Source organism: Endozoicomonas sp. ALE010 (genome assembly GCF_049310165.1).
Taxonomy (GTDB): Bacteria; Pseudomonadota; Gammaproteobacteria; order Pseudomonadales; family Endozoicomonadaceae; genus Endozoicomonas.
The window spans coordinates 120,445-146,989 of the sequence record NZ_JBLYNV010000005.1 but is presented as its reverse complement, the minus strand read 5'-3'; the positions used below and the strand labels follow the sequence as shown (position 1 = coordinate 146,989).

Genomic DNA, 26,545 nt, shown 5'->3' with positions numbered 1-26,545 from the left:
ACAGGCTCCTGGCCTCTTGGTGGTTTATCCGTGGGGCAACCTGCGGGTTAACTCTTCAGGTGTGAACCTTTCAGGGGCCAGGATTGCATACCCCTGCCTCAAACATAGCCTGCAGTATGGCGTTTCGGTTCTCTTGCAATGTGACCAGGTTCTGGTACTGGAGGGAGTTTTGCACAAACTTCAATGATCTGCGCTGTCTGGCGGCAAGAATCTTACTGTCTATATCCAGTGGGCCCCCTTGTGGATTTTGCCCATAGTGGCGAATGATATCGCTGGCGACAATAAATGTACCGGTCCGGCCTACCCCCGCGTTACAGTTAACCACCATCGGATTATTTGCCCGTTCCAGCACTGCGGGGTGTTTTCTCAAGGTTTCGGCAATCATCGTGATGGCTGCCAGCCTCACCGGATTGCTGGCTGTTCCATCAACCCACCCCATTTCATTGATGCGAAAGTGCGGTTTGCCATTAATTTCCAGTTGGTCAATCCTCAGCTTCATATCTGGCAGATCCATTGAACCGACCAGGCTTACTGATACAGAAGGCAATGTCTCCGTTCCTGTTGTGGTGGTGATTTCCAGTGCAGGAATGGTTTTCGGCTGATCAATGTCGGTTGGTCCAATGCGGGTGTTATCAGGGCGCTTGAGCTCATTTTCAGTGACCAGGGCAACGGAGATGGCCGTATCGTTCACTGCCAGCAGCTGCAGGAAACGGTCATGGGTTCTGTTGACGGACCCCTGTGCCGCAATGAATCGACCGTAATGCATGTCGATGTAGTTGGCATGGTATGCCTGACCAGGCATGGCGCAGTATGCCTCGTGACAGCTTATATTGCTGTGCTTGGAGAGGGCATAATTTCTAAAGTTAGCGGCACTGGCCCTGGGACAGGCCCCACCATTGAGATTTTGCTCAAAGGGAACATCGCTGGATCTTTTGCGCAGCTCCAGGAAACGTTTGGAGACCTCTGCGGAGCAGAACCGGGAGAAATTGGGAAACGTCTGCGCGACCGATCCAAGGGCCTTCAGGATGCCCTGCAGAGTTTCGGCAATGGCAGGCAGTTCTGTGCTGTTCCCGGTGATGACTGTCCGGATGGGCTGGGTATCGGACTGGCGGTCATTACTGGCTGCAAGGCCCTGCGAACCGGGCAGAAGTGATTCAGCCTGAGCCAGTGAGCCTGCTGTTGGTGAAAGTTGCACAATGCTACTTTGAGTTAATGACGATGGGGGAAGGATTTGACAAAGTGCAGTTGCCAGGCAAATAAGCCCGGCAGTGGCAAAAACCGCGGAAGGTATAAAAGTACCGGACGCGATCGCAGCAGCGATAAAACCCGCGCCGACAAACGCAATGGTACAGGTACGGACTTTTCGCCAGGGCACTCGGGCGATTATTCCGGTGTTATTCCCGGGCTGCGCAACTGGATTGTGGCGATAAACTCCAGTTGTTTCTGCAGTTGTCGAAGCTGTTGGCATCATTCTATTGGTACTGAAAGTCAGGTACTTCTGAAGTCAAAGATGAAACTTTTTCATTATCGTATGGTCAGAAAGTTACCTGAAACCTGTTAAACATAGAAAGAAAATTGGGGAGATATTTCTAATGAGTCCAATTTCTTCACATTTCTCAATGTTTCATGAATTCTGGGGCGACGACGAAAATGTTGTTCGGGGTAGCCAATCTTCCAAGTTATTCTGGCGTCATGGTACCGGGCACAAGACCTTTACTACTGATGGTGCCAGTAACCGTCTGATAGAACAGGCAACAGTTGACCATGTTGGCTGTTGCCTGGTCTCTTTTGATTCAGGAAAACGAAAAGTTGCTCCGCTGAACCCTGACACTCGACTGCTTTTCAGACATCAACTACCCCATGAATCGTTCCTGGAGCCGGAAAAAATCAAGGAACTGTCCGACAGGAACATTATTGTGCTCCATGGTTTCTCTGAACTTCATGATGCGCAAGCCTTTGAGCACCATCTGAGAGTGCACTCTTATTATAACGACGATGGCACTTGCATATTGGATGAATTCCCGAAATGGCCTTCGGCTGACCAGATGGCAAGTTACGGTTTCGTTTTTTCTGAGATTCAGGTTCACGGTCCCGAGGGCAAAGCGTGCGTGGATATGGATTCAATCTGGCAAAGTAAATTGTGGACTAACTTTGCGATAGACGATATGAAAAGACAGGATGCTGACGACATGAAAATTGAGGATATATACTCTGATTCCTGTAGATTTACTCTGAATGTTGATAAACAGCAATACCTTGCTGAACTCAATGCCGCCCGTAGGCAACCGGTTCTGCAACTGAACCACCAAGGCTTGAAGAATAATAACATGCTGACGCCGGTTTCGGCCTTGCGCTCAGTGGTACAAACTGAAGACGCCTCCCTGCCCGAACTGCAGCTGATCATGCCTGCCGATTTTGATATTCTGCCCAGGTGTAATCCTGAAGGTTTTGCCGCCCGATCAGTGCCGGTTGCTGTTTGTGATCCATCCTTTACTATTCCTGTTTTCCGATCGAAAGAAATATCGCTTGTCTCGCAAGTGAGACAACCAATCAATTCGTACCCATTTTCTCCGGTGGAAGATTCGCACATGGCCGACTCTTCTGCTGATTCCGATTCTGCCACGCTGAAATTTACTGGAGAAAGTGTTACGGCACCTGATTTTTCGGCGGTAAAGTGCACATTAGTAAAATTGCCTTCAGTGTATGTGAACATAGTTGTCACCCCAATGGTACCTTAGTGCATATTACAACCTTCTTGCTTTTTGATATACATCATCCAGAGCTGGACGATGGCCGCTGGTCGTTCCCAATAGATTAACAGAACCCAAATTGGCAGGTCGCAGCTGTGGTGGGATGGGGGGGGGAAATTGCGAATCAAACATGAAACTTTTTCATCATCGTATGGTTAGCAAACTGTCTGACACTTTTTAAAAGTGAGCAGTCGGAGAAAGAAAATTGAGGAGTTTTTTTAATGGGACCATTTTCTTCACATTTCTCAATGTTTCATGAAGTCTGGGGTTGTGACGATGACGGAAATGTTTTTCGGGAGCACCCGTCTTCTGATTTATTCTGGCGTCATGGTTCCGGGCATAAGACCTTTACCAGTGATGGTGCCAGTAACCGTCTCATAGAACAGGCAACCGTTGACCATGTTGGCTGTTGCCTGGTCTCTTTTGATTCAGGAAAACGAAAAATTGCTGCGCTGAACTCTGGCACCCGACTGCTTTTCAGACATCAACTACCCCATGAATCATTCCTGAAGCCAGAGAAAATCAGGGAACTGTCCGACCGGGATATTATCGTACTCCACGGTTTCTCTGAACTCCGGGATGCGCAAGCCTTTGAGCACCATCTGAGAGTGCGCTCTTATTACAACGAAGATGGCATTTGCATACTGGATAAATTTCCAAAATGGCCTTCGGCAGACCAGATGGCAAGTTATGGTTATGTATTTACTGAGGTTCAGGCTCACGGGGGCAAATGGTGTGTTGATATGGATTCAATCTGGCAAAGTAAATTGTTTATCAACTTTGCGATAGAAATGATGAATAAAGATCATTCTAACCTGACGATGGAGGACATATACGCAGCGTCCTGTCGCAACATGAAGGTAGATAAAGGGCAATACCTTGAGGAGCTTGATGTCGCCCGCAGGCAGCCTGTGCTTAATCTGAACTACAGTAGCTTGCAGAAAAATGACTGGCTAACGCCGGTTCCGGCCTGGCGTTCAGTGGTACAAACTGAAGATTCCTTCCAGCCTGAACTGCAGCTGGTCATGCCTGCCAATTTTGATATTTTGCCCAGGTGTAGTCCGGCAGGTTTCGGTATTGCCGCCCGAACCTGGCCGACAGGTCCGACCGTTGGTTATGGTTCATCCACTGCTAATCCTTATTGTCAGTTGCAAGCAACATCGCCTTTGCCACCAGTGAGGCAGCCAATAAAACCGCCAGCATATCCCTCTATTCAGGCAAGGGCTCTGCACGTGGCCAGGACGGGTGCTGATTCCTATTCTGCCACTCTGAGATATGCCGGGGCTGTGTTGAAGCACCTGATTTTGAGGCGGTAAATGACGGTTTAATCGTGATTTTCAGGTACCGGCAGCTGGGCAACACCCAGGTCAAGCACTTCTTCAACCACTTCCTGGTCATACTCGGTATCTGCCAGGGTACTGCTGACTTTGGCAAGATGAACCAGTGCATCGCCCTCATTGGCCAGTGGCAGCTGGCTAAGGCCAATAACAACACCATCAAACGGTGCGGTGATGCCTTCACTGTCACTGGCGTCAAACGGATTCACAATGGTCATCATGGTGTCCCCTTCCTTGACCAGGTGACCCTGTTTGATATGAAGTAACACCAATCCATCCCTTGAGCTTCTCAGCCACTGGCTCTGGTTGCACTCCCATGGCTGAATAGCCGGTGTTTTGGCGGGTTTCCCGGGCAGCATATTCAGATGACGCATAACACGCATAACGCCTTTGAAACCCAGCTTGATGGAAGCCTGTTCCAGTCGTAGTGCTTCACCGGCTTCATAAACCAGTGCCGGAATGTTGTACTCATTGGCTGCATGGCGGAAAGAGCCATCTCTCAGGGATGAGTGGAGGATTACCGGCGCACCAAAGGCCCTGGCCAGACCAAGACATTGCTCGTTGGTCAGGTCGGTTCTCAGCTGTGGCAGGTTGGTTCTGTGAATGGCTCCGGTGTGGAGGTCCAGGGCGTAGTCAACGTGTGGAAAAATGCCCGTAGTAATCAGGTTGGCGAGCCTTCCGCCCAGAGACCCTTTGCTGGATCCCGGGAAGCAGCGGTTCAGGTCTCTGCGATCAGGCAGGTAACGAATTTGCTGGATGAATCCGAGCTGATTAACCACGGGAATGACAATCAGGGTGCCATGGATTTTCGCCAGATTTTTATAGCCGAGGATTTGCCGGCAGATTTCCACGCCATTGAGTTCATCACCATGAATGGCCGCCGTCACTAACAGGCATGGGCCTTTTTTGCGACCGTGAATAACCTCAATCCGAAGATCAATGGGCGTATCGGTGTAGAGTCTGACGACCGGGATATTAAGGTGCTGTCGTGTACCTGGCAAAATGGTATGGCCAAATAGCTCTAGGGGTTGTGCTCTTTCCATGGAAGACTCCAGCCCCGGTCATCAGGCCTGAAAGGAAGAGACCGGGATTGAAAAGCATCACTCGGGTGTTTTTTTAATCAGAGTGATGGTGGGTTGGTGAAGTGAATTTATCCGGTAATTCGTGTATTACTCGTGCGGCGATAGTTATTTTCAAGGTATTCAATAATGCAGTTGGCTACATCGTTGGCTGTTGCCCGCTCAATACCTTCCAGCCCCGGAGAGGAGTTGACCTCCATCACCAGGGGGCCGCGATTGGAGCGAAGAATATCGACACCTGCCAGTCTCAGCCCCATGGCTTTTGCCGCCTTTACTGCGGTAGCCCGCTCGTCTTTGGTCAGCTTCACCAGGCTGGCACTGCCGCCCCGGTGAATGTTGGAGCGGAACTCGCCTTCAGGTGCCTGACGTTTCATCGCGGCGATGACTTTGTCGCCAATGACAAAACAGCGAATATCCGCACCGCCGGCCTCTTTGATGTATTCCTGAACCATAATATTGGCTTTCAGGCCCATAAATGCTTCCAGGACACTTTCTGCCGCTTTCCGGGTCTCGGCCAGGACCACGCCAATACCCTGGGTGCCTTCCAGCAATTTGATCACCAGGGGGGCACCGCCAACCATATCGATCAGGTCGGGGATATCGCCAGGGCCACTGGCAAAGCCGGTAACCGGCAAGCCCACGCCTTTACGCGACAGCAGTTGCATTGACCGTAACTTGTCACGGGAGCGGGCAATGGCCAGGGACTCATTCAGTGAGTAACAGTTCATCATTTCAAACTGGCGAATAACCGCAGTCCCGTAAAAGGTGTTGGAGGCACCAATACGTGGAATCACCGCATCATAATGAGGCAGCTCCACCCCTTTCATATGAATACTGGGGTGTTTGTCATTGATATTCATGTAGCAACTCAAAATATCAATAACATCGATCGTATGACCTCTGGCTTCTGCAGCCTCAATGATGCGGCGGGATGAGTATAACCGCTCGTTACGGGAAAGTAGCGCAATTCGCATTGGGTAATTCCTGATAAAAGGTCATTCTGCGCTCTGGCTGAAAACCTGGTTCATGACTGATTCAAATTAAAAGGCTGAGAAAAAGTATGGCTTACCAGAGCGCTTTTTACTGAATATACGCAGACCAGCAGATACGTAAAACGGTGTTATAAAAGTAGTACTCGTCTTTTGCTATGAACATGCTTTGTCACCATGCCATGGTCGCTTATTCCATCGTCACAAAAGAGGTCCGGGTAATCGCTTGTCAACAGCAATATAAATCAAAGCGGGCTGATCAACTGCAGCCCTTGGGTAGAGGAGGGATCCTGATCAGTAGCGGGGGGCAGTTTACCAGTGGTCAAAGACCAGGTGCTCGTCTTCGAGTAACTCCCGCAACCGTTTGCGTTCAAGGTGAAGCTCCGCTTTCGACCGTTTTTTCTCATAGTCGGCCTGGCGGGTGCGATAACGCTTTTTAGCTTTGGCCGCTTTTTCAAACTCTTCTTCGAAGTCTGGATACTCTTCCATCTCTGCCTGCTCTGAATGCCGGTCAAGACAAATAGCAAACAGCCGTTCCTCATCTGCAAACCATCGTTCACAAAGGCTGGTCTACAAGAGAGAGGAACTGGTGTTGCTGCGCTAATTTCTGGTAAAACCGGGGTTCAGTCAATAAAAAAAAACAGGGCCAGGGTAAAACAGGATGAATTCCTGTTTTTTATGATTTAGTTGTTTTTTAGTCTGAAAATAATGCGTTTTTCTATAATTTTGCCTTTCTGATGGCATATTTTTAGTGTTTTATGTTTTTTTAGTAATGGTGGTGAGTGATTTTTCCCGGTTTTTTGTTAGATGTTGCTGAGTGAAGCGCCATAAAACCGCTCCTAAAAAGTGGTTGCTCTGCGGTTACGGCCATCGTCACTTAGTCTCAACGCGTTTTTCGGGTATGCTCACAAACTTTAGATCAATCGTCCGGCAATCAGCTTACCATCATGTTCTTCCCTGAGATCTTCCACTTTTTCCGCAATTACTGGGCAAACGACCGGATTAATTACAGTGTAAAAGTCTTTTTTGCCCTGACTGGCGTTACCTTGCCTGCCTGGTATCGGGGATCACCTGATGACATCACGCCTGTGGTACTGGGTGTGATTGCCGCAGCCCTGGCTGAAGTGGATGACAACCTCTGGGGAAGGATTAAAGCGCTGATCATGATGCTGGCCTGTTTTCTGCTGGCATCACTGTCCATTGAGCTGCTGTTTGATTATCCATTGCTTTTTGCGCTAGGGCTGTGCAGTTCGACGTTTGGATTTACCATGCTCGGTGCCATGGGGCCAAGGTATAGCAGTATGACCTTTGCCTCGCTGTTGCTGGCGGTTTACACCATGCTGGGTGCGGGGGCAAGCCAGAGCCTGTGGGAGCAGCCGCAGCTGCTGCTCAGTGGCGCGCTATGGTATGGTGTGCTGTCTCTGGTCTGGCATATTCTCTGGCCTGATCGCCCGGTGCAGCAATCCCTGGCCAATATATTCAAAGAGCTGGCGGGTTATCTTGACAGTAAAAGTCAGCTGTTTGATCCCGTCGCCAATATGAACCCTCAGCCTTTGCGTCTGGAGCTGGCCAGAAAAAATGTCAGTGTTGTCAATGCCCTGAACCAGGCCAAGGCTTCTTTGCTCCAGAGAGTCCGCCGACAGGACAACGTGAGCGCGCAGCCTTTCCTGCACATATACTTTCTTGCCCAGGATATCCATGAACGGGTGAGTTCCTCTCATTATCGTTATCAGGATCTGGCAGAGCACTTTTCCCGCAGCGATATTCTTTTTCGCTTTCAGAAAATGTTGCGAGTTCAGGCTAAGGCATGCCGGGCCATCGCCCGGTCTCTGGCCATGGGACAGGAGTATTTGCATGATAACGAGAATGCAGCGGTTCTTGATGAGCTGCGCCAGTCGCTGAAATATCTGCAACAACAGGAAAATCCTCAGTGGCGATCTCTGCTGGTTCAGCTGGAATATCTGCTGAAAAACCTGACGACAGTGGAATTACAAATATCATCTGTAGGACACCCGGACTCAGACATATCCGCCGACGAGCGCATATTGGCTGATTCCAACCCCAGGGGAATCAAGGCTCACCTGCTGTGTATCTGGCATGAGTGTCGCCTGGACAGCCCTCTGTTCCGACATGGCCTTCGTCTGGCAACGTCGCTGACACTGGGTTACGGGCTGATTCAGGGGTTGCACCTGCAACCCGGTTACTGGGTTCTGCTGACTATCCTGTTTGTCTGTCAGCCCAGCTACAGCGCTACGCGACAGAAACTTGCCCAGAGGGTCGTTGGCACGCTTGCCGGGCTTCTGACCGGCATACCGCTTTTGTACCTTTTTCCGGGGCAGGAAGGTCAGCTGGTTCTGATGGTGATCAGCGGAATTCTGTTTTTTGCATTTCGTACCGTACGCTATGATCTGGCAACAGCGTTTATTACCTTGCTGGTGTTGTTTTGTTTTAACCAGCAGGGATTGGGCTTTGCTGTGATTATGCCTCGCTTGGGGGATACCCTGCTGGGCTGCCTGCTGGCCGTCACTGCGGTTGTGTTTATTCTGCCTGACTGGGAATCCCGGCGGCTGAATCGGATTATGGCATTGACCATAGCCAGGCATCGAGAGTATCTGTCTCAGGTTATGACGCAGTACCAGACGGGTAAACGGGATACATTGGCCTATCGTCTTGCGCGTCGTCATGCGCACAATATGGATGCCCGGCTTAATGCCGCCATTATGAATATGCTGACTGAACCGGCCCGCTATCAGCGGGCAAAGGATGAGAGCTTTCGCTTCCTGACCCTTTCCCATGCCATGCTGAGTTATATCTCTACTCTGGGGGCACACCGGATGCTGTTGGCTGGAGACTCTTTTCACGAAGGGCTGCTGGCACAATATCAGTCCATGGATAACCATCTGCAATTGTTGGAGAAACAGTTGATAGGGGGCTCTGTGCAAAGTCGTGGACGTTTTTCTAAAGCGGAATTAACCGACGAGCGGCCTGAAACCCGTTTATTGCTGCAACAGTTACAGCTAATGTTTCAAATCATGCCGGAAATGCATCTTCTGGCTGTTGAGATTTACAATAAATTAAATAAGCCTGACAGCCAGTAACTCAGGGCCTGTTGACGTTTCGTTGCGAGCAGGCAACGAAACGTCAACAGGCCCTGGTACATGGTTTCAATGGCTTTGACGGGTTGTTGTGCCTCCGCACTCCGTTCGTCCTGTCGAAGGACCCATAGGGCCTAAAGGCGGAAACTCCGGACTCTGATAGATCTTACCAATCACCCTTCGACTCCGCTCAGGATGAACGGGGTGTAAAGGTATTAACGCTATTCTGCACTGGCTATCAGTACGGAGGTTTTAATCATCATATTGTCGATCAATAATGGGGGCGAAGGATTTAACCCACTTTCACCACCAAAATAACGTAATCATTTGATTTTGAAGCATATATTCTATTCGAATATATGGTTGGCACGATATTTAATCGTTTAAAATCAAAATGTTACCAAGGGGTGGTGAAGGTCGGATTTAAATTAAGGTGAGCAGTCTGGTGCAAGGGTCATAATGGCATAAGCCTTTTTCTACCAACTGAGAGATACTTTGACGGGCTGCATTGGATGGAATATTTTCCAGACTGAAAAATTTCAGGTTGATAGTCCAGTACTTTTGCAGCGCAATCGGATTAAGTATGAGCTGATTTCTCGATGCATCATGCCATTCGGTGAATTTACGGCATTCATTCACATCTTACTTAATCCACTCAAGCATCGGGTTTTTCCGAGCCGCCAAAAGATTGGTTTTTTCCGTACCCGGGGGTTGATGACTGGCTCCTGGTTCAGATGCAGATAACGGCTTGTTGTTACTGGCCAGATCTGATGGGTCAGATGCCCGGATGGGCGATGATTGGCAGAGTGGTTCCTGAGTCGTTACTTTTAACGCATTCAGGACCATAGGGTGTCGTAAATTCAAAGAAAAAATATTCCGGCTTTCATCGTAGGTCCAGTAGTTCTGTACTGCAAAAAACCGGGCAAAAAAATCAAAGTCAGTCCGTTCACGATACCCGGATGGATTGCTTGATAGCCATTTGGTCGTCAATTTTTTCATGTCGATTATAAGCTCGCCCGCTGCTCTGTCATGCCATGTCGCAAAGCTTTGCTGTCCATCAGCATTTGAAAAAATAAAAGACAGGCAGTCTTCGCAGCTTTTTGTTGTTGGTGATTTATAAGTTGGCTTTATCGAATCAGTTGGTTTGGCGGACTGAGCACTCAATGGCGTTTTCCTGGCGTCTGTTCGAGCCTCAGGGAGTGTGCTCCTGATCTGGGCCTCACCAGGCGTTGAGCCCCCTGCATTTGCCAGTGTTGATATCGGGTTTGGAGGTGGGGTTGTATAAGGGGTAGCTTGCTTTGAAGTGGATAATGCAATGGATTGGTGATTTTCTGCTGACGAAATGGTATCAGCTGAGTAGTGTTTGAACTTAAGTTGGAAAATGATTTCATGTGAATCGGTAAGCACTACACACTCAATATCATTTTTTCCGATCTCTGTTATTAAGGCATCTTGTAATGTTTCGCCATTAGATACGTTAAATTGCCGCTGAAGTATACTCCATTCTTTCTTCACTTGCTCAGTATTTATTACTTTAAATGTTCCCCGGTCTTTATTAATCCATTGAACAGATAGGCCAATATCCGCCTGTCTTGCCAAAAAAGTACAGGCATACAACTGTGGTGACCTTGCTGTTTCATGTTGAGTCTGTGTGGTTATGTTCAGTCCTGTGCCCGAAGAGTGTGTAGATAAGCATCGCTCTGGCCCTTTACGTCGCTCTGGCCCTTTACGTCGCTCAGGTATATTGTAGGGCGCATGCTGATGACGCGATGCTCTGGTAGTTGTCATTTTGGTAACCAGGTCGGTCTTATACGACGAGAGTTTATACTGCTGACCAGACAGGGTGTCTATATCTTCTGAGTGGCATAAAGCATTACGTAATTCACTGGGATTCACGACGCCTTTAAGACGTTGATCTTGCTTCCATTGAGCTTCTGTCAGGTACCAGTCATTTATTTTCAGAATACCTTGTTTCTTATCAAGCCAGGTGACAGGGGGCTCATTTGCTCTGCTCTCTAAAAAAGCATGCAGACAGGATGGCTTGTTACGGGGTAAATGATTTTCTGTCTGGCTTCTAAGCGACATCTGTCTTTGTAAAACCGGAGTAGATGTGCTGGATGGCGCAACCTGATACACCGGGTGGTATAACGGTAATTGAGTGTGATCTACCAGCCACTGGTTATATACCATCTGTTCATGAGTGGCATTAAGTTTTTGAGCTAATTGTGGCTGCTTGCCCAGAGAGAGAAAATAGTTATGGGCAGTGGGGTATCCGTTTTGAATACTGGTCTTTTTAGGGTCCATTACAATAAACATGATTTAATGAAATTGAACTTCTAGACCGAAAATATGCCTGTTAGTTCCTTTTGTTTTTACTTTTGTGGGCTCACCGGTGGTGGATGAGCCCTGATTTATTGGTTTCTGTTGTTATCGGCCAATGGTTTCCGCCAGGTTGATCAGCACATTGCGCAGCAGTGTCAGGCGGGGCTCGATGGAGTCCAGCACCAGAGATTCTTTGCGGCTGTGCATGGCACCGCCAATCGGGCCCAGACCATCAATTGTGGGCACGCCCAGTGAGCCGGTCAGGTTGGCATCGGAACCGCCACCCACTGCCTGCCAGGTAATGTTCAGTCCCATATCCTGACCGGTTTTTTCAATCAGGGCCATCAGTTTTTCACTGCCTTCATTCGGGGTAAAGGCGGGCTTGTGGGCTTCGCGGGTCAGCTTGATGTCAATCCCCGGCAGTGACGGGTTTTCCAGCATGTGCTGGATCTTACTTTCCAGACGGGCGTAGTCATCGTTATCCCAGAAGCGGATATCCAGGACTGTGGACGCATAGTCTGGTACCACGTTACCGGCGGAACCGCCCTTGACAACACCGAAGTTCAGGGTGGTGCCAGTTGCAAAGTTGGTTTCCTGGTTCAGGGTGGTGATCCAGTGCGCCAGCTCAGTAATGGCAGAAATACCTTTCTCGGGCTCATTACCCGCGTGCGCCGCTTTGCCCTTGAACTCTACCTGGTAAGAGGCCATTCCTTTACGCGCTTTAACCAGTGATCCATCAGCACGGGCAGCTTCAGCCACCAGTACATAACGGCTCTTGCTGGCAATGCCCTTGAGCCACTCGCCGGAGTAAATGGAGCCGATTTCTTCATCCGGATTCATACAGACGCAGATGCTCAGACGATCAGCGACGTCTTCTGGCAGCTGGCTGATGGCCTTGAACATATTGAGCTGGCCGGATTTCATATCAGCCACGCCCGGACCGTAGGCTTTTTCACCATCATGGGTCAAGGACCATTCGGCCACTGTACCTTCCGGGAAAACAGTGTCCAGGTGTCCGATCAGCATGATGTCGTACTCTTCGGCGTCCGGCTTATTGGTCGCCAGCAGGCCGGGGCCTACTTTTTCATTAAAGGTATGACGGGTAACCTGCCAGCCGATGCCCTGGTATTTTTCGGTCATGATATCAGCAACCTTGCTGACACCGGCGGGGGTCCAGGTACCACAATCGACGTCAATCAGTGGCTTCAGTTCTTCCAGATATTGATCCAGGTTGAAGTGTTGATCACTCATGATGGCTTTATATTTCCTGCTTGGAGGTTAGGTTGCTTACCGGGACAGTGGTGATGATCATCATAAATAAGCCGCTGGCCTTTCTGGCAAAGCTGAATTTATGATCTTTGTACCAAATGCAGAGGCGGTTGTACTGACGTTTAGGTAGAATTCCTGATCAGTATTTTCCGTTTGTCAGCAACCTATCCCGGATATTTCATAAACTGCCCCGAATCTCGCGCAGGACTTTGTCGCTCTAAGGGATTTTGTGAGGGAGCGCCGTACCGGGGAGTACGGTCGACCGAACAAAACTCCCTTAGAGGGGCAAAGGACAAGCGAGAGCGGGAGCACGTTTATGAAATATCCGGGCTATAAGAGAAGCAGTGAAAACATGAAATTGTACGCAAGGCAGCAGGGGCAGGGGGCTGATGTGATCAGTTTGCATGGTCTGTTTGGCTCTGGGGAAAACCTGGGGATGATCAACCGTGGTCTTGCTGAATCATTTCGTGTTCATGGGCTGGATCTGCGCAATCATGGGCGCTCACCCCATGATGAGGCTATGAATTATCCGGTCATGGCGGAAGATGTTCTGGCCTATATGGATGATAACCAGCTTGAGAAAGTGCATTTGTTGGGGCATTCCATGGGCGGTAAGGTGGCGATGACCATTGCCCTGATGGCACCGGAGCGCGTCACCAGGCTGGCTGTGATCGATATTGCGCCGGTCACTTATCAGGAAAGGCGACACGACAGTATTCTTGAAGGGTTGTCGTCCATGCCTTTGAACACGTTGAAAAGCCGTACTGAAGCAGACCGTTTTCTGGAAGCTTATGAACCAGAACAAGGTGTGCGTCAGTTTCTGCTGAAAAACCTCTACCGTGATGAGCAGGGGCTCTATCGCTGGCGGGTAAATCTGCCTGTGATTATGGCGCATTATATGGAAATTCTTGCAGGGCAGGAGTCTGATACGGGTTTTGCCAATAAAACCCTGTTTATCAAGGGTGGCGAGTCTGACTATATTTTGCCGGAACACCGTGAGCAGGTGCTGGCTCTCTTTCCATCAGCATCCATGCGGGTGATACCGGGAGCGGGTCACTGGGTTCATGCCCAGAAACCAGAGTTGGTGACGCGGACACTGTTGCGCTTTTTCGGATGACTATTTTTACAGACGCTGCCCGCTACCCGAAAAGCGGAACCTCCTGAGCTTTTGCAAGCAGCGGGTGGCGACAATAATCCCTTACACAGCGTCCGGCTGGTTTTCCGGTGCCGCATCAATAAAGGCAGGCTGCGTATTGCAGTGCTGGTAGATTTTATGGATTTTTGGGAAGTCTGACATATTCATCTTAAAGCGCAGGGCATTAAACACTTGTGGTACAAGGCAGATGTCGGCTATGGAGGGCTGTGCCGAGCAGCAGAAGGGCTGGTCATCCAGCTGTGCTTCCAGTGCGGTAAAGCCTGAATGAATCCAGTGCTGATACCACTGTGTTTTGGCATCGTCACTCACGGCCAGTTCCTGCTGCAGGTATTTCAGTATTCTGAGGTTATTGATCGGGTGGATGTCGCAGCTGATCTGGTAAGCCAGGCTACGAAGCTGGGCTTTTTGCCAGGGATCTCCGGGGATAATGGAGCGTTCCGGGAATGACTCTTCCAACCACTCAATAATGGCCAGTGACTGGGTGAGCATTCCTTTGTCGGTGGTGAATGTGGGTACCAGTCTCTGGGGGTTGATCTGTTGATACTCCTCCGAGTTCTGCTCGCCTTTCAGAAGATTGATGGGCGATTGTTGATAATCAAGCGCTTTCAGGTTCAGGGCAATTCTTACCCGATAGGCAGCCGAGGAGCGGAAGTAGCTGTAGAGTTTCATGGTGTTTATTCTCCAGTCCCGGCAGGCAGAACCTCTTGAGCCGGTAAAATCGTCGCCTGCACTTCACCGAAGCCGATACGGGCATGTCCGGCTTTTTCACACCAGCCGTTGAAAATAACGGTGTCGCCATCTTCGAGGAATGTTCTGGTTTCACCGTTGGGCAGAGGCAGAGGTTGTTTACCACCATGGGACAGCTCCAGCAGGGAACCCGCTTCTTCCGGGTTGGGTCCTGACTGAGTGCCGCTGCCAAACAGATCACCCGGCCGAAGGTTGCAGCCATTTACGGTATGGTGTGCCACCATCTGGTTGATGGTCCAGTAGGAATGACGGAAGCTGGATTGGGACAGTTTCGCAGGTGAATCTCCTGCCTGTTCCATCTGTCTGCTCAGCAGATGAGCAGAGAGCTGAATATCAATGGAGCCCTGCTGGCGGTTTTTCCGAGAGTCAAGGTAAGGCAGTGGCTGGGGATCACTGGCAGGGCGTTCAAAGCTGGTCAGGTAAGGCACCAGCGCTTCCAGGGTGACAATCCAGGGGGACACGGTGGAAGCAAAACTCTTGGATAAAAATGGCCCCAGTGGCTGGTATTCCCAAGCCTGAATATCCCGGGCGGACCAGTCATTAAACAGACAGAGACCAAATACGTGTTGATCAGCCTGATCCAGCGTGATCGGTTCTCCCGGGGCATTGCCGGGGCCAATGAAGATCCCCATTTCCAGTTCATAATCCAGCCGTTTACAGGGACCAAAAGAGGGAGTGTCAGCATCCGGCGCTTTGGTCTGGCCGCAAGGGCGGTGAAAATTCTGGCCTGATACATCAATAGACGATGCACGGCCGTGGTAGCCAATGGGCACCCATTTGTAGTTGGGCAGCAATGGGTTATCGGGTCTGAACAGTGAACCTACGCTGGTGGCATGGTGGATGGAGGTATAAAAGTCGGTGTAATCACCAATCTGGCAGGGCAGGCGATATTCCACATCGTCCATGGCAACCAGACAGCCCGAGAGTTCAGCTTCTTCCGTGGCTCCGGCGCGCAGGGCTTTGGATAACGCCGATCTCAGGGATGACCAGTGCTCAAGACCAAGCCCCATAAATCGGTTGAGGGTTTCATCACCGCACGTTGCCAGGGCCTCACTGGACAGTCCTGATGCACCTTTCTGTGAAAAAGCTGAGGTGTGGGAAACGGCGGCAAGATCCAGAACCTGGTTGCCAATGGCGACACCTGCCCGAAAAGATTCACCACTGCCTTTACGTCGGAAGATGGCAAAGGGCAGGTTTTGAATGGGGAAATCACTGTTTTTGTTATTGGCTGATGTAACCCAGCTGGTCAGGTTGACATCGTGTGTTTCATTGAGTGCTAGCATGATGGGCTTTCAGTCTCCGGCGTATGTGAGAAAAACGGCAAGTTATTTATTCTTATCGGTTAAAGTGCTTCTTGAGCCCTTTCCAGCAATCAATATAGTCGGTTTGGCGGGCATTACTTTCCAGCGCAAACCGGGTTGGCGCATAGATAAAGCGGGACTCAAACATAAAGGCCATGGTGTCTTTGTAGCGCACGGGCTTCAGCTCTGCGGCACTGGCTTTGTCAAACACTTCAGCCTCGGGCCCGTGGGGGCTCATGCAGTTATGGAGGCTGGCTCCGCCGGGCACAAATCCTTGTTCCTTGGCGTCATAAGTGCCGTGAATCAGCCCCATAAATTCACTCATGACATTGCGGTGATACCACGGGGGGCGGAAGGTGTTTTCAGCCACCATCCAGCGGGGCGGGAAGATAACAAAGTCCACATTGGCGACCCCGGGGGTGTCACTCTGTGAGGTTAATACGGTGAAGATGGAGGGGTCTGGGTGGTCGAAGCTGACGGTGTTGATCACATTGAAGCGGGACAGGTCGTATTTATAGGGGGCAGAAGTACCCACCCAGGCGACCACATCCAGGGGAGAGTGATCCAGGGTGCAGCTGAACAGGTTTCCGGCAAACTTGGCCACCAGTTCAAACTCACCGTCGATATCTTCAAAGCAGGCCACCGGATAATGGAAGTCCCGATCATTGGCATAACCATTGGCTCCTACCGGCCCACGTTCGGGAAGAGTCAATGGTGCACCGTAGTTTTCGCAGATATAGCCTCTGGCTGTGCCTTCCGGAAGTTGAATCTGAAACTTGATGCCCCGGGGGATAACCAGAATCTCGCCGGGAGGCACATGCAGGTGGCCCAGCTCGGTACGTGCCAGGATGGCTCCCTGTTGAGGGACGAACAGCAGCTCACCATCGGCGTTGTAAAAGAAGCGGTCGGTCATATCCCGGTTGGCCAGATACATGTGCACAGCAGAGCCGGTCTGAGTGTGGAGGTCGCCATTGGCCGCCATGGTGACCAGGCCATCAACAAAATCGGTTTCTTCTGTCGGGAGGTCAAGAGCGTCCCAGCGCATCGGGTCCGGGGACGTTGGCACCTCAGTAACCGGGCCAGAGCGAAGCAGGTTTGATGCTATTGGCTGGAACTTGCCCTGGGCTGCTGACGGGCGAATCCGGTACATCCAGGTCCTTCTGTTTTGATGTCTTGGTGCGGTGAATGCGGTTGTGGAGAACTGCTCTGCATAGAGCCCCATGGGCGCACGTTGCGGATTGAATTGCCCGATGGGTAGGGCTCCTTTCAGGGCTTCGGTTTCATGTTCGTTACCAAAGCCATGGAGGTATTGGAGTTCGGAAGGTGTTGTCATTCGTCATTGCCCCATAATCGTACAGTCGATTTCTGATCAGTACAGAACATTTATGGCAACTAGTGCATGGTTTCAATGAGTTTGACGTGTACAATCTCCGTTCACCCTGAGCGTCCTTCGGCTCCGCTCAGGATGCACGGACGAAGGGTGCTTGGCACGATCTATCAGAGTCCGGAGTTTCCGTCCTTCGACAGGCTCAGGACGAACGGAGTGCGGAGGCACGACAACCCATCAAACTCATTGAAACCATGTACTGGCTCAGAAAAGCGTTACTACTGATGCTATTGAAGTTATGCCTTATTTATGAACCATTTCTATCGGCGATGCCATAAATAAAAAATGCCACATTCAATAAGTGGCATTTTTGGGCTGGTGATATGATTCAGAGGCGGGGTTTATAGCTGGGCTGGTTGACGTCATCAAAATCATCAAGCTCTTGAAAACTTTCTGAAATACTGTTTTTCAATTTGCTTTTCTCAAAGTAGTCTTCAATGCCCTTTCTTATGGTTGATGATTTAAGCCCCTTGTGCCTTGCTTTGCGTGCTTTAGCCTTTTTGTGTTCGTGATTGCTGTTCCACAAAGCATCGTCCCACTCATCCTGATGCATGGACTTTATCCTGGTCATAACTACATCCTTATGTTTACTGCTCCTAACAATAAATTTAGATAAAGGATGCGGACCTATTTAATAAAAAATGGTTATATGATTCTAATCGATTAATTCTGAAATATCCGGGCTAGGAGCCTGTCCGAGAATAGCGCCCGTAGCGAGGATGGCAGAAAATTGAGGATAAGAAGTCGGAAATTTTTAGTGAATAGTGGTTCTATTTGCTAAAAATTTCCGACTTTTTAGACCAATTTGCTGCCACCGCAGTAGGGTAGTCTATTCTCGGACAGGCTCCTAGTACTGCTGACAGTGGCAGTGCTTCAGTATTCAGCGGAAAATTGACCATCGATTGTTGATGGTCTGTCAGTAACCGTTTGATCTCAGGTCAACGTTCATTGGTTTATCACCCATTCTTACAACGATGCTTTCTATCTGACCGTCTGGCAACAGATCAACCACACGAAAGCCCGGCTGCCTGGTATCCGCCTGAAAATCATCTGACTCAGGCGCAAACTGAACACAGGTCGAAGGGCTTGCCATAACGGGAAGATCGCAGAATTGATAGGTTCTGGCCTGGTGCACATGGCCGTGAATGATGCCCCGGACCGTGTTGTGACCAGTGATGACCCTGGCCAGCTCCTCCGGGTTTTGCAGCATGATCTGATCCATCCACCGGCTATTGATGGGAGCCGGGTGATGATGAAGAGCCAGAAGCGTATGTTTGTCCGGCTCCTGCTGCAAACAGGTAGCCAGCTGTTCCAGCTCAGTTTCCCTGAGATAGCCGTGTGTTTTGCCTTCGACCTGAGTGTTCAGCAGGACTATTTGCCAGTTACCCAGAATAATCTGCTTTTGCAGCGCCGATGGGTTTATCGCCGCCATAAGATGGGGCTGATCATGATTGCCCGGCAACCAGTAGCCGGGAGCATTGATTTTTAACAGTTTTTCTTTCAGGTGATGATAGGAGGCGGCACTGTCATCCTGGCTCAGGTCTCCGGTGACCAGAAGGCAATCAGGTTCCCGGTAGTCTTTCTGTATTTTTGCCAGCACCTCATCCAGGGTCGCCGAGGTATTCACTCCCATCAGTGTCGAGCCGGAATCAGCAAAGAGGTGAGGGTCGGTAATCTGCAGGACTCGAATTCTGGCGGTATTCATCGGTTGTTTGTATCAGTGTCTTCGTTATCCTGTCTTTTCTGTATAAGTTCGACAGGCAGGTAAAGCGTAATCAAGCCATTGAGCCAGAAACTGATTATGCTGCTCTTTTTCATCAGGCTGATGCATTTTACTATTGGGATAATCGTACCGTGGCTGTATTATCTGGCTGGTTTTTCGGGAGACAATTTCGGCCATCTTAACGTCGTGATAAAGGCGCACTTCGGCTTTTGGCATATTGAATAATTGTCCCCAGTCAGCTTCCATCTGCAACATTAACAAAGTGGTAAATGGTGACCGTTCCAAAACGTCAATGACCAGCCATTCCACGCCGCTTGCCAAACTGTTTTTGTGCTTAACCGGCAGGCGAAAATGCTCCTGATCTGATAACTCAGGCAGCAGACGCATAAGACGCAGGTAGTTACTTTCACAAACCTGTTGCAGGCGGATCAGGTTGACACGGTAGTTGGGTTTCAGCGAATGTCTTTTCATAGCACCTATTATAGCGTCCTCCTGCCTTCACCCTGAAGAAGCAATATCCATAGAGGAATTCGTCATACTACTGCATTTTTTGTGCAAATTAGTGTAGATTTCCTCGATCTGAGTTTGCTACAGCGATTTTATCCCCAACCAGGAACCAGTCAGGCTACCGTTAACCGGTGAAGAATGACTGGCGAACTTTCCAAGGATCACAAGATTATGTCACGAAATAGTCGTAGAGGATTTCTGCTTGCCGCCCTGGCGAGTGCAGTATTAAACGTGCAGGCTGCACCAACTCAGTACAATCTGCTCGATGTATACAATATGGCGCTGAAGAATGATGCCCAGCTGGCGGCGGCCGAGGCCTCCATGAAAGCGGTTCAGGAGACGGTTAACCAGGGCCGTTCTGCATTGCTGCCCACCCTGGGGCTGTCTGCTAAAACGCAATATAACAAGACATCTTCTGAGTTGACGAATGGTTCAGATACTGATGAAAACTATAACTCTCATGGGTGGGGCGCGACATTAACTCAACCACTGTTCAATATGAACAGCTGGTTCAATTATGAGCAGGCCAAGTCTGTCGGGGATCAGGCCACTGCCGTATTTGCCAATGCCCGGCAACAATTGATCCTGCGTGTGGCAGAGTCCTATTTCAATGTGCTCCGGTCGGAAGACAGCCTGATGACCGCGAAAGCCCAGGAAAGAGCATTAAAGCAGCAACTGGATCAGGCTCGTGAACGTTACAATGTGGGGCTGATTGCAGAAACAGACGTGCTGGTGGCCCGTGCAGCTTATGACAATGCCCGCGTAGCCCGCATTCAGGCTGAGAACCAAGTCTCTGTAAGCTACGAAGGGCTGCGGACCATTGTAAACCAGGATGTTACCGATATTGCCCAGCTGGAGAAGGCAATGCCAGTGGTTGCGCCAATGCCAAACAGTCCTGAAGAGTGGGTAAGCATGGCACTGGCCAATAACCTGGGGTTGAAAGCGGCCCGGGAAGGGTTAACGGCTTCTGAGTCCAAAGTAAAAGCCAGCAAGTCTGGTCATGCTCCAACAGTTAATGCGTTTGCCAGCTATAACTACAGCTCCAACAATTCCAGTCAGGCCTCTGGAAACGGTACTCTTTCTGGCGATCGTACTGACACCATTGTTGGCGTTCAGTTCGATCTACCGATCTTCGCTGGTGGCGCTACCAGCTCTGCTTCCCGTCAGGCAGGCTATCAACTGGAAGAAGCCCAGAAAAATTACGATCAGCAGCTCAGGGGTACCAATGCCAATACCCGTAACCTGCTGAGAACCGCTACCTCCGATGTGGACCGGGTTCATGCCAGCTGTCAGGTGATTATCTCGTCAGAAAGTGCCCTGAAAGCGACTCAGAGTGGTTATGAAGTGGGTACTCGCAACATCACTGATGTTCTGGACGCTCAGCAGCAACTCTACTCTTCCATCAGTAACTATCTGAACACCCGTTATGACTTTATCGTCAATACACTGAAGCTCAAACAGGCTGTGGGAACTCTCAGCCCGACCGATCTCGAAGAGTTGAACCAGTGGATGACGGATGCCAGTGACGAGCTGTCTGTTCCGGATCAGTGCGGTGGTTAATTACTGATCATCATGGCGTTTCCGTAAAAATGGCTCGTAAGTGGAGCCATTTTTATTTGGAGTCAAATAGCCGCAGATACTGAATCCACTCTTCTATAATGAGTAGATACCCGGCTATGGACGATAATGTCATGGATGAGCATATCAGGAACTGCGAAACCCGTATGAAATCTTATGTGGATGAAGGGTGTTCTCTGGCAGAGGCCTTTCTGAAGACCTTTGCCTATGAAGACCTGGAAGAACAGCAAAGGGTTATGAATCGGATTCTTGGCAAATTGTCCATCCAGGGGCTGCAATCCGGTAACGATTACTATTTTGTAGACGGCAGTCGTTTGAATATTGATCCTGCGGTGGATTCAATGCTGGCCACCAAATCTTCCAGCACCAACTTACGCCCCGGACTGTAACAATGTTTACTTGCCGGACGGCATAAGCTGATCAACCAGCATCAATGTCTTTTGCAGTGCTCCCCGGTTGTTACGGACAAACTCTCCGGCATGATGGCTCATGCTTTTATACTCCTCTTTATCCTGCACCAGGCTGATGGCGCTCCGGGCGAGCGCTTCGCTATCGTTAACAATGCTCAAACCTCCCGCCTGAATCAGAGATTCGCTGATCTCTTCAAAATTAAACACATGAGGCCCGGACAACACCGGCAGGTTTAATGCCGCCGGTTCCAGCAGATTATGTCCGCCCGTTGGTACCAGACTGCCACCCACAAAGGCTATATCAGAGGCGGAGAACAGCTTCATCATTTCGCCCATGGTGTCCCCGAGAATAACCCTGGTCTTATCAGAAGGCTGGGTTCCCTGGCTATGGCGGACCACAGGGAGCTGGTTGTCCAGGATCAGCTGGTGGACACGGTCAAACCGCTCAGGGTGCCTGGGCACCAACAGTAGTCGTACTTCCGGTGATGCTGCCAGAATGATTTTAAACGCATCAAGTACCTGCTGATCCTCGCCGTCATGGGTACTGGCGGCCACCAGAATACGAATGTCACTGCCCATACCCTGCTGCCACTTCTGCCGAAGTGCCTGACCTGAGGTTATGATTTCCTGAGCAACATCCAGATCAAACTTGATACTGCCGGTAACGTTGAGCTGTTGCCCGGGCAGGCCAAGCTCCAGGAATCGACGACCCGTCTCCTGGTTCTGGGCAGCAACCATATTGATCTGTTTGAGCATGGGACGGGTGAGAAAGCCGAAGCGTGCATACCCTCTTGCCGAGCGTTCGGAGAGTCGGGCATTGGTCACCAGTACGGGAATCGAACGTTTGTGGCAGGCGGCAATGGTGTTGGGCCATAGCTCGGTATCAATGACGATGGCCATGACTGGCTTTACCTTGTCCAGAAATCGCCTGACAGCACAGGGAAGGTCATAGCAGGCATAGACATGGTCCACGCTGTCGCCATGAATTTTGCCAACCTGGGCCGAGCCAGTGGGGGTCATGGTGGTAATTAACACTCGATGGGTTGGGTAATTCTTCTGTAATTGCTTTACCAACGGGCCGCTGGCAATGGTTTCTCCCATGGATACCGAGTGTACCCAGATAATGGGTTTATCGGAGGCGGGAAGACTGAAGAAGCCAAATCGTTCTCTCTTTCTCTGCCCGTACTCTGGTGCTTTTTTGGAACGCAAGTAAAGGCGGACCATTGCCAGGGGGGATATCAGATATAACAGCAGAGAATAAAAAATACGACTCATAAGAAACCACAGGTTGAAAATTTTTTGGGGCTGAATATTAACAAAATTCCTGCCTGCCTTCCTGAGAGTTGTGAGAAGAAACGGACGGGAAACCGGGTAAAGACAGCATTTAAGTCATGACGCATGCTCGGAGGATATATGTCCTGTCAATTCAAATGCCCATTCTTCTCTCATTCTTTGGGCACTTTGAAGATCCCATGACTTTTTACCCTTAATATCACTGAGATCAATTCTGGAGGTATCAATTCCCTCGACAGATTTACCTTTGGAAAGATCATACAGCTGTTTAATATCCAGAATGTACGCTTTCATTGCCAGGGAGTAGGCTTTCTGATCAGAATCATAAGATGGAATAGTTATCATGGTTTTTTTCACCGGAGACCATATCTGAATGAAGTTGGAGTTAATGTCATTTGTTGCGGTTGTTTCGTTGCCAGATTTATTTCCCGGTGGGCTATCGGGACTCATCCGGGTTTGGACGAGACTGTTTCGGGTCACCGTTCTGTTAAACACCGACGAAAAACAACCGCTGTGCCGTCTGGTATCTGCTTCAGGCCTTTCTGTATTAGGCAGTAACATGGAAAGAGTGCGGGACACTCTCCCTCGGAAGTTGCCGGACCTGCCTGGCGGAACCTGATCTTTTTCAGTGCTGACTGGTTCAGAATCTATGGCAGAACCTGTACATTGTTGTGGAGCTGACAATTTGGCCGCTGCACTGGTCTCCATAGAATCGTTAACCCGGGGTTGCGTCAGGTACGCTCGATTAGACTCTTTATTCTATTAAAAGTTCTTCTATTAAATATTTTTTACCCTTGAGTTTTTCTGCCCTTATAATCCATGCCTTTCTGACAGGCTGGAATTCCCGCTATGGGCAGCAACCCAACACACACTTTGATGGTACAGGGTACAACCAGTGACGCTGGGAAAAGTGCCCTTGTCGCAGGACTTTGCCGGGTATTCCGGCGTCATGGTATTTCGGTAGCGCCTTTCAAGACCCAGAATATGGCACTGAACAGCGCCGTCACCGGGGATGGTGGTGAGATTGGCCGGGCCCAGGCGCTTCAGGCGGCTGCGGCAGGGCTTGAGCCTCACACGGACATGAACCCGGTATTGCTGAAACCGAACAGTGATATCGGTGCCCAGGTGATCGTCACTGGCAAAGCCGTGGGGGAAATGAATGCGGCTGAGTACCATGCCTATAAACCGGAAGTCATGGCCGCCATTTTGCGTTCCTGGCATCGTTTGCAGAGCCAATATCAAACTGTGCTGGTGGAGGGGGCCGGTAGCCCGGCAGAGATTAATCTGCGCGAAGGCGATGTTGCTAATATGGGCTTTGCGGAACAAGCGGACTGTCCGGTGATTATCATTGCAGATATCGATAAGGGCGGGGTTTTCGCCCATCTCTACGGTACCCTGGCGCTGCTCTCGGAGTCCGAACAGGCGCGGGTAAAAGGATTTGTGATCAACCGTTTCCGGGGTGACGTAAAATTGCTTGAGCCCGGACTTCGTTGGCTTGAAGAGAAGACCGGCAAGCCAGTACTGGGCGTTTTGCCTTACCTTCATGGGTTACATCTGGAGGCAGAAGATGCGGTGATTGCCCAGCAACATCTGGCAGACCGGAAAACCCTGTTGAAGGTAGCTGTGCCGATTCTGACCCGCACCAGCAATCACACCGACTTCGACCCTCTGCGCCTGCACCCTGAAGTGGACATTCACTTTGTTGGAAAAGGGCAACCCATTCCGGCGTGTGATCTGGTCATTATTCCGGGGACCAAAAATACCCGAACCGATCTTGCGTTTCTCAAAGACAACGGCTGGGATCAGGATATCTTCAGGCACCTGCGCTACGGTGGCAAATTGATGGGGATCTGTGGCGGTTACCAGATGCTCGGTAAGGCGGTGCATGATCCGGAGGGCATTGAAGGTGCCGTCGGCAGCTCACAAGCGTTGGGTCTTCTGGATCTGGAAACCACCATGGTTCGGCAAAAGACACTCACCCGGGTCAGTGGCACCATGCAGTTGCCGGGCCAGGACCCGGTGCCCGTCACCGGCTATGAAATTCATGCCGGGGTGACCACCGGCACGGCCCTGGAAAAACCGTTAATCCAGCTGGATCAGCAGGTGGATGGGGTGATGTCTGACGATGGTCAGATATTTGCCACCTATCTCCATGGCGTGTTTGAACAGCCAGATGCCTGCACGGCCATTTTGACCTGGGCCGGTTTGCAGGAAGCTTCAAGGATTGATTATCACCTGTTGCGGGAAGAGGGCATTAACCGAATGGCGGATGCTATCGAAGAGCATCTTGATATGAGTAAAATCTTTGCACTGTGTGAGGCTGAACCACAAAGCCACTGAGTGCAGAAAAACGTTAACAACGCTTTGTGGTGCAAAAATTGACTGGAAGAACCTGAGCTATGACTGAAAAAAAAGGCTACCGGCTAACCCGTATCTACACTCGAACTGGCGACCAGGGCATGACCCGCATTGGCGATGGTCAGCAGCTGCCAAAGTCACACCCCCGGCTCCATGCCATTGGTTCCGTGGATGAAGCCAACAGCTGGCTTGGCCTGTTGATTCTCTCCCTGAAGCAGGGCAATGAAGTCACTGAAAACCAGTTGCAACAGATTCAGGATATCCAGCACCGGATGTTTGATGTGGGGGGTGAGCTGGCCATGCCGGGCTATCAGCTGATTCAGGAAGCCCATACCAGGGCGATTGAGGCTCTGATTGACGAACTCAATGAACCATTGCCGCCTCTGACAAACTTCACCCTGCCCGGTGGTGGTCAGTCTGCCTGCCATTGCCACATGGCCCGAACCGTATCCCGCCGGGCGGAGCGGCATATTATCGAGTTAAACGAAGCGCTTCAGGAAAGTGGTGAAAAGATCAACGAACCATTACTGAAATTTGTGAATCGTTTGTCCGATCTTATGTACGTCCTTGGCCGTCATTGTGCCCGACAGGATGAGGGGGAGGTCCTCTGGCAGGCATCCGAGAAAAGCAAAACAGGCTGATGGTAAACGGTTTCGATGTATTTGATGGGTTTCTTCTATCAATGATGCCCAAATTTCGTTCGTCCTGATCGCCCTTCGGCTCGGCTCAGGATGCACGGAAGAAGGGCGTAAACACCATACCCTGAATAAAGACTGTGCCAATCACCCTTCGACTTCGCTCAGGGTGAACGGAGATTGTACACATCAAACTCATCGAAATGATGTACCAGTAGCAAGATAAACGGCAAAAAATCCACAAACCCCTAGTGATTTAAGTCAACGGTTTGGGTAATATTGCGCAACTTTGTAAGGGGTTCGTCAGTGATTGGTATGAATCACGACACTTTTGACCGCGCATGTCGGCTATTGCTGAACCGGTCAAAAGAGGGAACGGGGTGAAAAACCCCGACTGTACCCGCAACTGTAATGGAAGAGTTCTCCGCGATTTATGCCACTGGTTCAACCGGGAAGGCTGCCGGGAACGATGATGCCAGAGTCAGGAGACCTGCCTTTGCAAAGCCCAAGAAGTCTGTACATGCAGGCGCAAACCGGGCGGGTAACCTGGCGGCTGGGAACACATCTCCTTTACACTGGGCTTTTTTGATAAGCCCGGTGACCGCTTGT

Annotated in this window: 22 protein-coding genes and 1 riboswitch; of the genes, 8 read left to right on the top strand and 14 right to left on the bottom strand. The window is 50.3% G+C overall.

The genetic code is table 11. The features are described from left to right. Positions 1-70 precede the first annotated feature (70 nt). Positions 71-1,195: a protein-tyrosine phosphatase family protein gene (locus ACO6UY_RS04315; protein ID WP_422450430.1), complete on the bottom strand. Its 1,125-nt coding sequence runs from the start codon at positions 1,193-1,195 to the stop codon at positions 71-73. A gap of 721 nt (positions 1,196-1,916) precedes the next feature. On the opposite strand from ACO6UY_RS04315, the gene ACO6UY_RS04310 reads away from it, so the two are divergent. Then, a complete protein-coding gene (locus ACO6UY_RS04310; protein ID WP_422489178.1) occupies positions 1,917-2,738 on the top strand; it encodes a hypothetical protein in 822 nt (273 codons plus the stop codon). A gap of 233 nt (positions 2,739-2,971) precedes the next feature. After that, a complete protein-coding gene (locus ACO6UY_RS04305) occupies positions 2,972-4,066 on the top strand; it encodes a hypothetical protein (protein WP_422489176.1) in 1,095 nt (364 codons plus the stop codon). A gap of 8 nt (positions 4,067-4,074) precedes the next feature. Here the strand turns inward: ACO6UY_RS04305 and ACO6UY_RS04300 are convergent, their stop codons facing one another. The 3 genes from ACO6UY_RS04300 to ACO6UY_RS04290 form a co-directional block, all read right to left on the bottom strand. Beyond that, a complete protein-coding gene (locus ACO6UY_RS04300; protein ID WP_422450433.1) occupies positions 4,075-5,130 on the bottom strand; it encodes a succinylglutamate desuccinylase/aspartoacylase family protein in 1,056 nt (351 codons plus the stop codon). Positions 5,131-5,237: 107 nt separating this feature from the next. Continuing rightward, positions 5,238-6,140 (bottom strand): 30S ribosomal protein S6--L-glutamate ligase, encoded by a 903-nt coding sequence (gene rimK / locus ACO6UY_RS04295; protein WP_101747669.1) that lies wholly within the window; start codon positions 6,138-6,140, stop codon positions 5,238-5,240. Between the two features lie 327 nt (positions 6,141-6,467). Continuing rightward, a complete protein-coding gene (locus tag ACO6UY_RS04290; RefSeq protein ID WP_422450434.1) occupies positions 6,468-6,644 on the bottom strand; it encodes a hypothetical protein in 177 nt (58 codons plus the stop codon). Positions 6,645-7,102: 458 nt separating this feature from the next. Here ACO6UY_RS04290 and yccS point away from each other — a divergent pair, with 458 nt between their 5' ends. Beyond that, positions 7,103-9,253 (top strand): YccS family putative transporter, encoded by a 2,151-nt coding sequence (gene yccS, locus ACO6UY_RS04285; RefSeq protein WP_422460061.1) that lies wholly within the window; start codon positions 7,103-7,105, stop codon positions 9,251-9,253. Between the two features lie 639 nt (positions 9,254-9,892). On the opposite strand, the gene ACO6UY_RS04280 is transcribed toward yccS, so the two are convergent. Together ACO6UY_RS04280 and ACO6UY_RS04275 are read right to left on the bottom strand one after the other, a co-directional pair. Then, complete coding sequence (locus ACO6UY_RS04280) at positions 9,893-11,386, bottom strand: hypothetical protein (RefSeq protein ID WP_422489174.1); 1,494 nt, start codon at positions 11,384-11,386, stop codon at positions 9,893-9,895. 291 nt (positions 11,387-11,677) lie between these two features. Further along, a complete protein-coding gene (locus tag ACO6UY_RS04275; RefSeq protein ID WP_422450437.1) occupies positions 11,678-12,823 on the bottom strand; it encodes a M20 family metallopeptidase in 1,146 nt (381 codons plus the stop codon). Positions 12,824-13,157: 334 nt separating this feature from the next. Here ACO6UY_RS04275 and ACO6UY_RS04270 point away from each other — a divergent pair, with 334 nt between their 5' ends. Next, the gene (locus tag ACO6UY_RS04270) at positions 13,158-13,958 is read left to right on the top strand and encodes an alpha/beta fold hydrolase (RefSeq protein WP_422489172.1); all 801 of its coding nucleotides are present in this window, start codon (positions 13,158-13,160) and stop codon (positions 13,956-13,958) included. A gap of 81 nt (positions 13,959-14,039) precedes the next feature. On the opposite strand, the gene maiA is transcribed toward ACO6UY_RS04270, so the two are convergent. The 6 genes from maiA to ACO6UY_RS04240 form a co-directional block, all read right to left on the bottom strand. Next, positions 14,040-14,666 (bottom strand): maleylacetoacetate isomerase, encoded by a 627-nt coding sequence (gene maiA, locus ACO6UY_RS04265; RefSeq protein ID WP_422450455.1) that lies wholly within the window; start codon positions 14,664-14,666, stop codon positions 14,040-14,042. Between the two features lie 5 nt (positions 14,667-14,671). Next, the gene (fahA, locus tag ACO6UY_RS04260) at positions 14,672-16,027 is read right to left on the bottom strand and encodes a fumarylacetoacetase (protein ID WP_422450456.1); all 1,356 of its coding nucleotides are present in this window, start codon (positions 16,025-16,027) and stop codon (positions 14,672-14,674) included. A 52-nt stretch (positions 16,028-16,079) separates the two neighbouring features. Beyond that, the gene (hmgA, locus tag ACO6UY_RS04255) at positions 16,080-17,378 is read right to left on the bottom strand and encodes a homogentisate 1,2-dioxygenase (RefSeq protein WP_422450457.1); all 1,299 of its coding nucleotides are present in this window, start codon (positions 17,376-17,378) and stop codon (positions 16,080-16,082) included. Between the two features lie 382 nt (positions 17,379-17,760). After that, on the bottom strand, positions 17,761-17,985 hold the full coding sequence (locus ACO6UY_RS04250; RefSeq protein ID WP_422450458.1) for a hypothetical protein: 225 nt from the start codon (positions 17,983-17,985) through the stop codon (positions 17,761-17,763). A gap of 363 nt (positions 17,986-18,348) precedes the next feature. After that, entirely contained in the window at positions 18,349-19,137 is a 789-nt protein-coding gene (gene cpdA, locus ACO6UY_RS04245) for a 3',5'-cyclic-AMP phosphodiesterase (protein ID WP_422489170.1), read from the bottom strand. A 24-nt stretch (positions 19,138-19,161) separates the two neighbouring features. Then, positions 19,162-19,626 (bottom strand): DUF1249 domain-containing protein, encoded by a 465-nt coding sequence (locus ACO6UY_RS04240; RefSeq protein ID WP_422450460.1) that lies wholly within the window; start codon positions 19,624-19,626, stop codon positions 19,162-19,164. 207 nt (positions 19,627-19,833) lie between these two features. Here ACO6UY_RS04240 and ACO6UY_RS04235 point away from each other — a divergent pair, with 207 nt between their 5' ends. Both ACO6UY_RS04235 and ACO6UY_RS04230 read left to right on the top strand, forming a co-directional pair. Then, the gene (locus tag ACO6UY_RS04235; RefSeq protein WP_422489168.1) at positions 19,834-21,222 is read left to right on the top strand and encodes a TolC family outer membrane protein; all 1,389 of its coding nucleotides are present in this window, start codon (positions 19,834-19,836) and stop codon (positions 21,220-21,222) included. Positions 21,223-21,320: 98 nt separating this feature from the next. Further along, on the top strand, positions 21,321-21,629 hold the full coding sequence (locus ACO6UY_RS04230; protein WP_422489166.1) for a hypothetical protein: 309 nt from the start codon (positions 21,321-21,323) through the stop codon (positions 21,627-21,629). A gap of 6 nt (positions 21,630-21,635) precedes the next feature. On the opposite strand, the gene waaA is transcribed toward ACO6UY_RS04230, so the two are convergent. Further along, positions 21,636-22,925 (bottom strand): lipid IV(A) 3-deoxy-D-manno-octulosonic acid transferase, encoded by a 1,290-nt coding sequence (gene waaA / locus ACO6UY_RS04225; RefSeq protein WP_422489164.1) that lies wholly within the window; start codon positions 22,923-22,925, stop codon positions 21,636-21,638. 114 nt (positions 22,926-23,039) lie between these two features. Beyond that, positions 23,040-23,288 (bottom strand): hypothetical protein, encoded by a 249-nt coding sequence (locus ACO6UY_RS04220; protein WP_422450464.1) that lies wholly within the window; start codon positions 23,286-23,288, stop codon positions 23,040-23,042. A gap of 504 nt (positions 23,289-23,792) precedes the next feature. Between ACO6UY_RS04220 and ACO6UY_RS04215 the strand changes: the two genes are divergently transcribed. Together ACO6UY_RS04215 and ACO6UY_RS04210 are read left to right on the top strand one after the other, a co-directional pair. Beyond that, complete coding sequence (locus ACO6UY_RS04215) at positions 23,793-25,283, top strand: cobyric acid synthase (protein WP_422489162.1); 1,491 nt, start codon at positions 23,793-23,795, stop codon at positions 25,281-25,283. A 59-nt stretch (positions 25,284-25,342) separates the two neighbouring features. Then, entirely contained in the window at positions 25,343-25,942 is a 600-nt protein-coding gene (locus tag ACO6UY_RS04210; RefSeq protein ID WP_422489160.1) for a cob(I)yrinic acid a,c-diamide adenosyltransferase, read from the top strand. A 318-nt stretch (positions 25,943-26,260) separates the two neighbouring features. Further along, positions 26,261-26,448: riboswitch (cobalamin riboswitch) on the top strand. Positions 26,449-26,545 lie beyond the last annotated feature (97 nt).

Bases quoted from the DNA above. Each gene is read 5' to 3' on its own strand.
- ACO6UY_RS04305 (WP_422489176.1), top strand. From the start codon at position 2,972: ATGGGACCATTTTCTTCACATTTCTCAATGTTTCATGAAGTCTGGGGT.
- ACO6UY_RS04300 (WP_422450433.1), bottom strand. From the start codon at position 5,130: ATGGAAAGAGCACAACCCCTAGAGCTATTTGGCCATACCATTTTGCCA.
- rimK (WP_101747669.1), bottom strand. From the start codon at position 6,140: ATGCGAATTGCGCTACTTTCCCGTAACGAGCGGTTATACTCATCCCGC.
- ACO6UY_RS04290 (WP_422450434.1), bottom strand. From the start codon at position 6,644: ATGGAAGAGTATCCAGACTTCGAAGAAGAGTTTGAAAAAGCGGCCAAA.
- yccS (WP_422460061.1), top strand. From the start codon at position 7,103: ATGTTCTTCCCTGAGATCTTCCACTTTTTCCGCAATTACTGGGCAAAC.
- ACO6UY_RS04275 (WP_422450437.1), bottom strand. From the start codon at position 12,823: ATGAGTGATCAACACTTCAACCTGGATCAATATCTGGAAGAACTGAAG.
- ACO6UY_RS04270 (WP_422489172.1), top strand. From the start codon at position 13,158: ATGAAATATCCGGGCTATAAGAGAAGCAGTGAAAACATGAAATTGTAC.
- maiA (WP_422450455.1), bottom strand. From the start codon at position 14,666: ATGAAACTCTACAGCTACTTCCGCTCCTCGGCTGCCTATCGGGTAAGA.
- fahA (WP_422450456.1), bottom strand. From the start codon at position 16,027: ATGCTAGCACTCAATGAAACACACGATGTCAACCTGACCAGCTGGGTT.
- hmgA (WP_422450457.1), bottom strand. From the start codon at position 17,378: ATGACAACACCTTCCGAACTCCAATACCTCCATGGCTTTGGTAACGAA.
- ACO6UY_RS04250 (WP_422450458.1), bottom strand. From the start codon at position 17,985: ATGCATCAGGATGAGTGGGACGATGCTTTGTGGAACAGCAATCACGAA.
- cpdA (WP_422489170.1), bottom strand. From the start codon at position 19,137: ATGAATACCGCCAGAATTCGAGTCCTGCAGATTACCGACCCTCACCTC.
- ACO6UY_RS04240 (WP_422450460.1), bottom strand. From the start codon at position 19,626: ATGAAAAGACATTCGCTGAAACCCAACTACCGTGTCAACCTGATCCGC.
- ACO6UY_RS04235 (WP_422489168.1), top strand. From the start codon at position 19,834: ATGTCACGAAATAGTCGTAGAGGATTTCTGCTTGCCGCCCTGGCGAGT.
- ACO6UY_RS04230 (WP_422489166.1), top strand. From the start codon at position 21,321: ATGAGTAGATACCCGGCTATGGACGATAATGTCATGGATGAGCATATC.
- waaA (WP_422489164.1), bottom strand. From the start codon at position 22,925: ATGAGTCGTATTTTTTATTCTCTGCTGTTATATCTGATATCCCCCCTG.
- ACO6UY_RS04220 (WP_422450464.1), bottom strand. From the start codon at position 23,288: ATGATAACTATTCCATCTTATGATTCTGATCAGAAAGCCTACTCCCTG.
- ACO6UY_RS04215 (WP_422489162.1), top strand. From the start codon at position 23,793: ATGGGCAGCAACCCAACACACACTTTGATGGTACAGGGTACAACCAGT.
- ACO6UY_RS04210 (WP_422489160.1), top strand. From the start codon at position 25,343: ATGACTGAAAAAAAAGGCTACCGGCTAACCCGTATCTACACTCGAACT.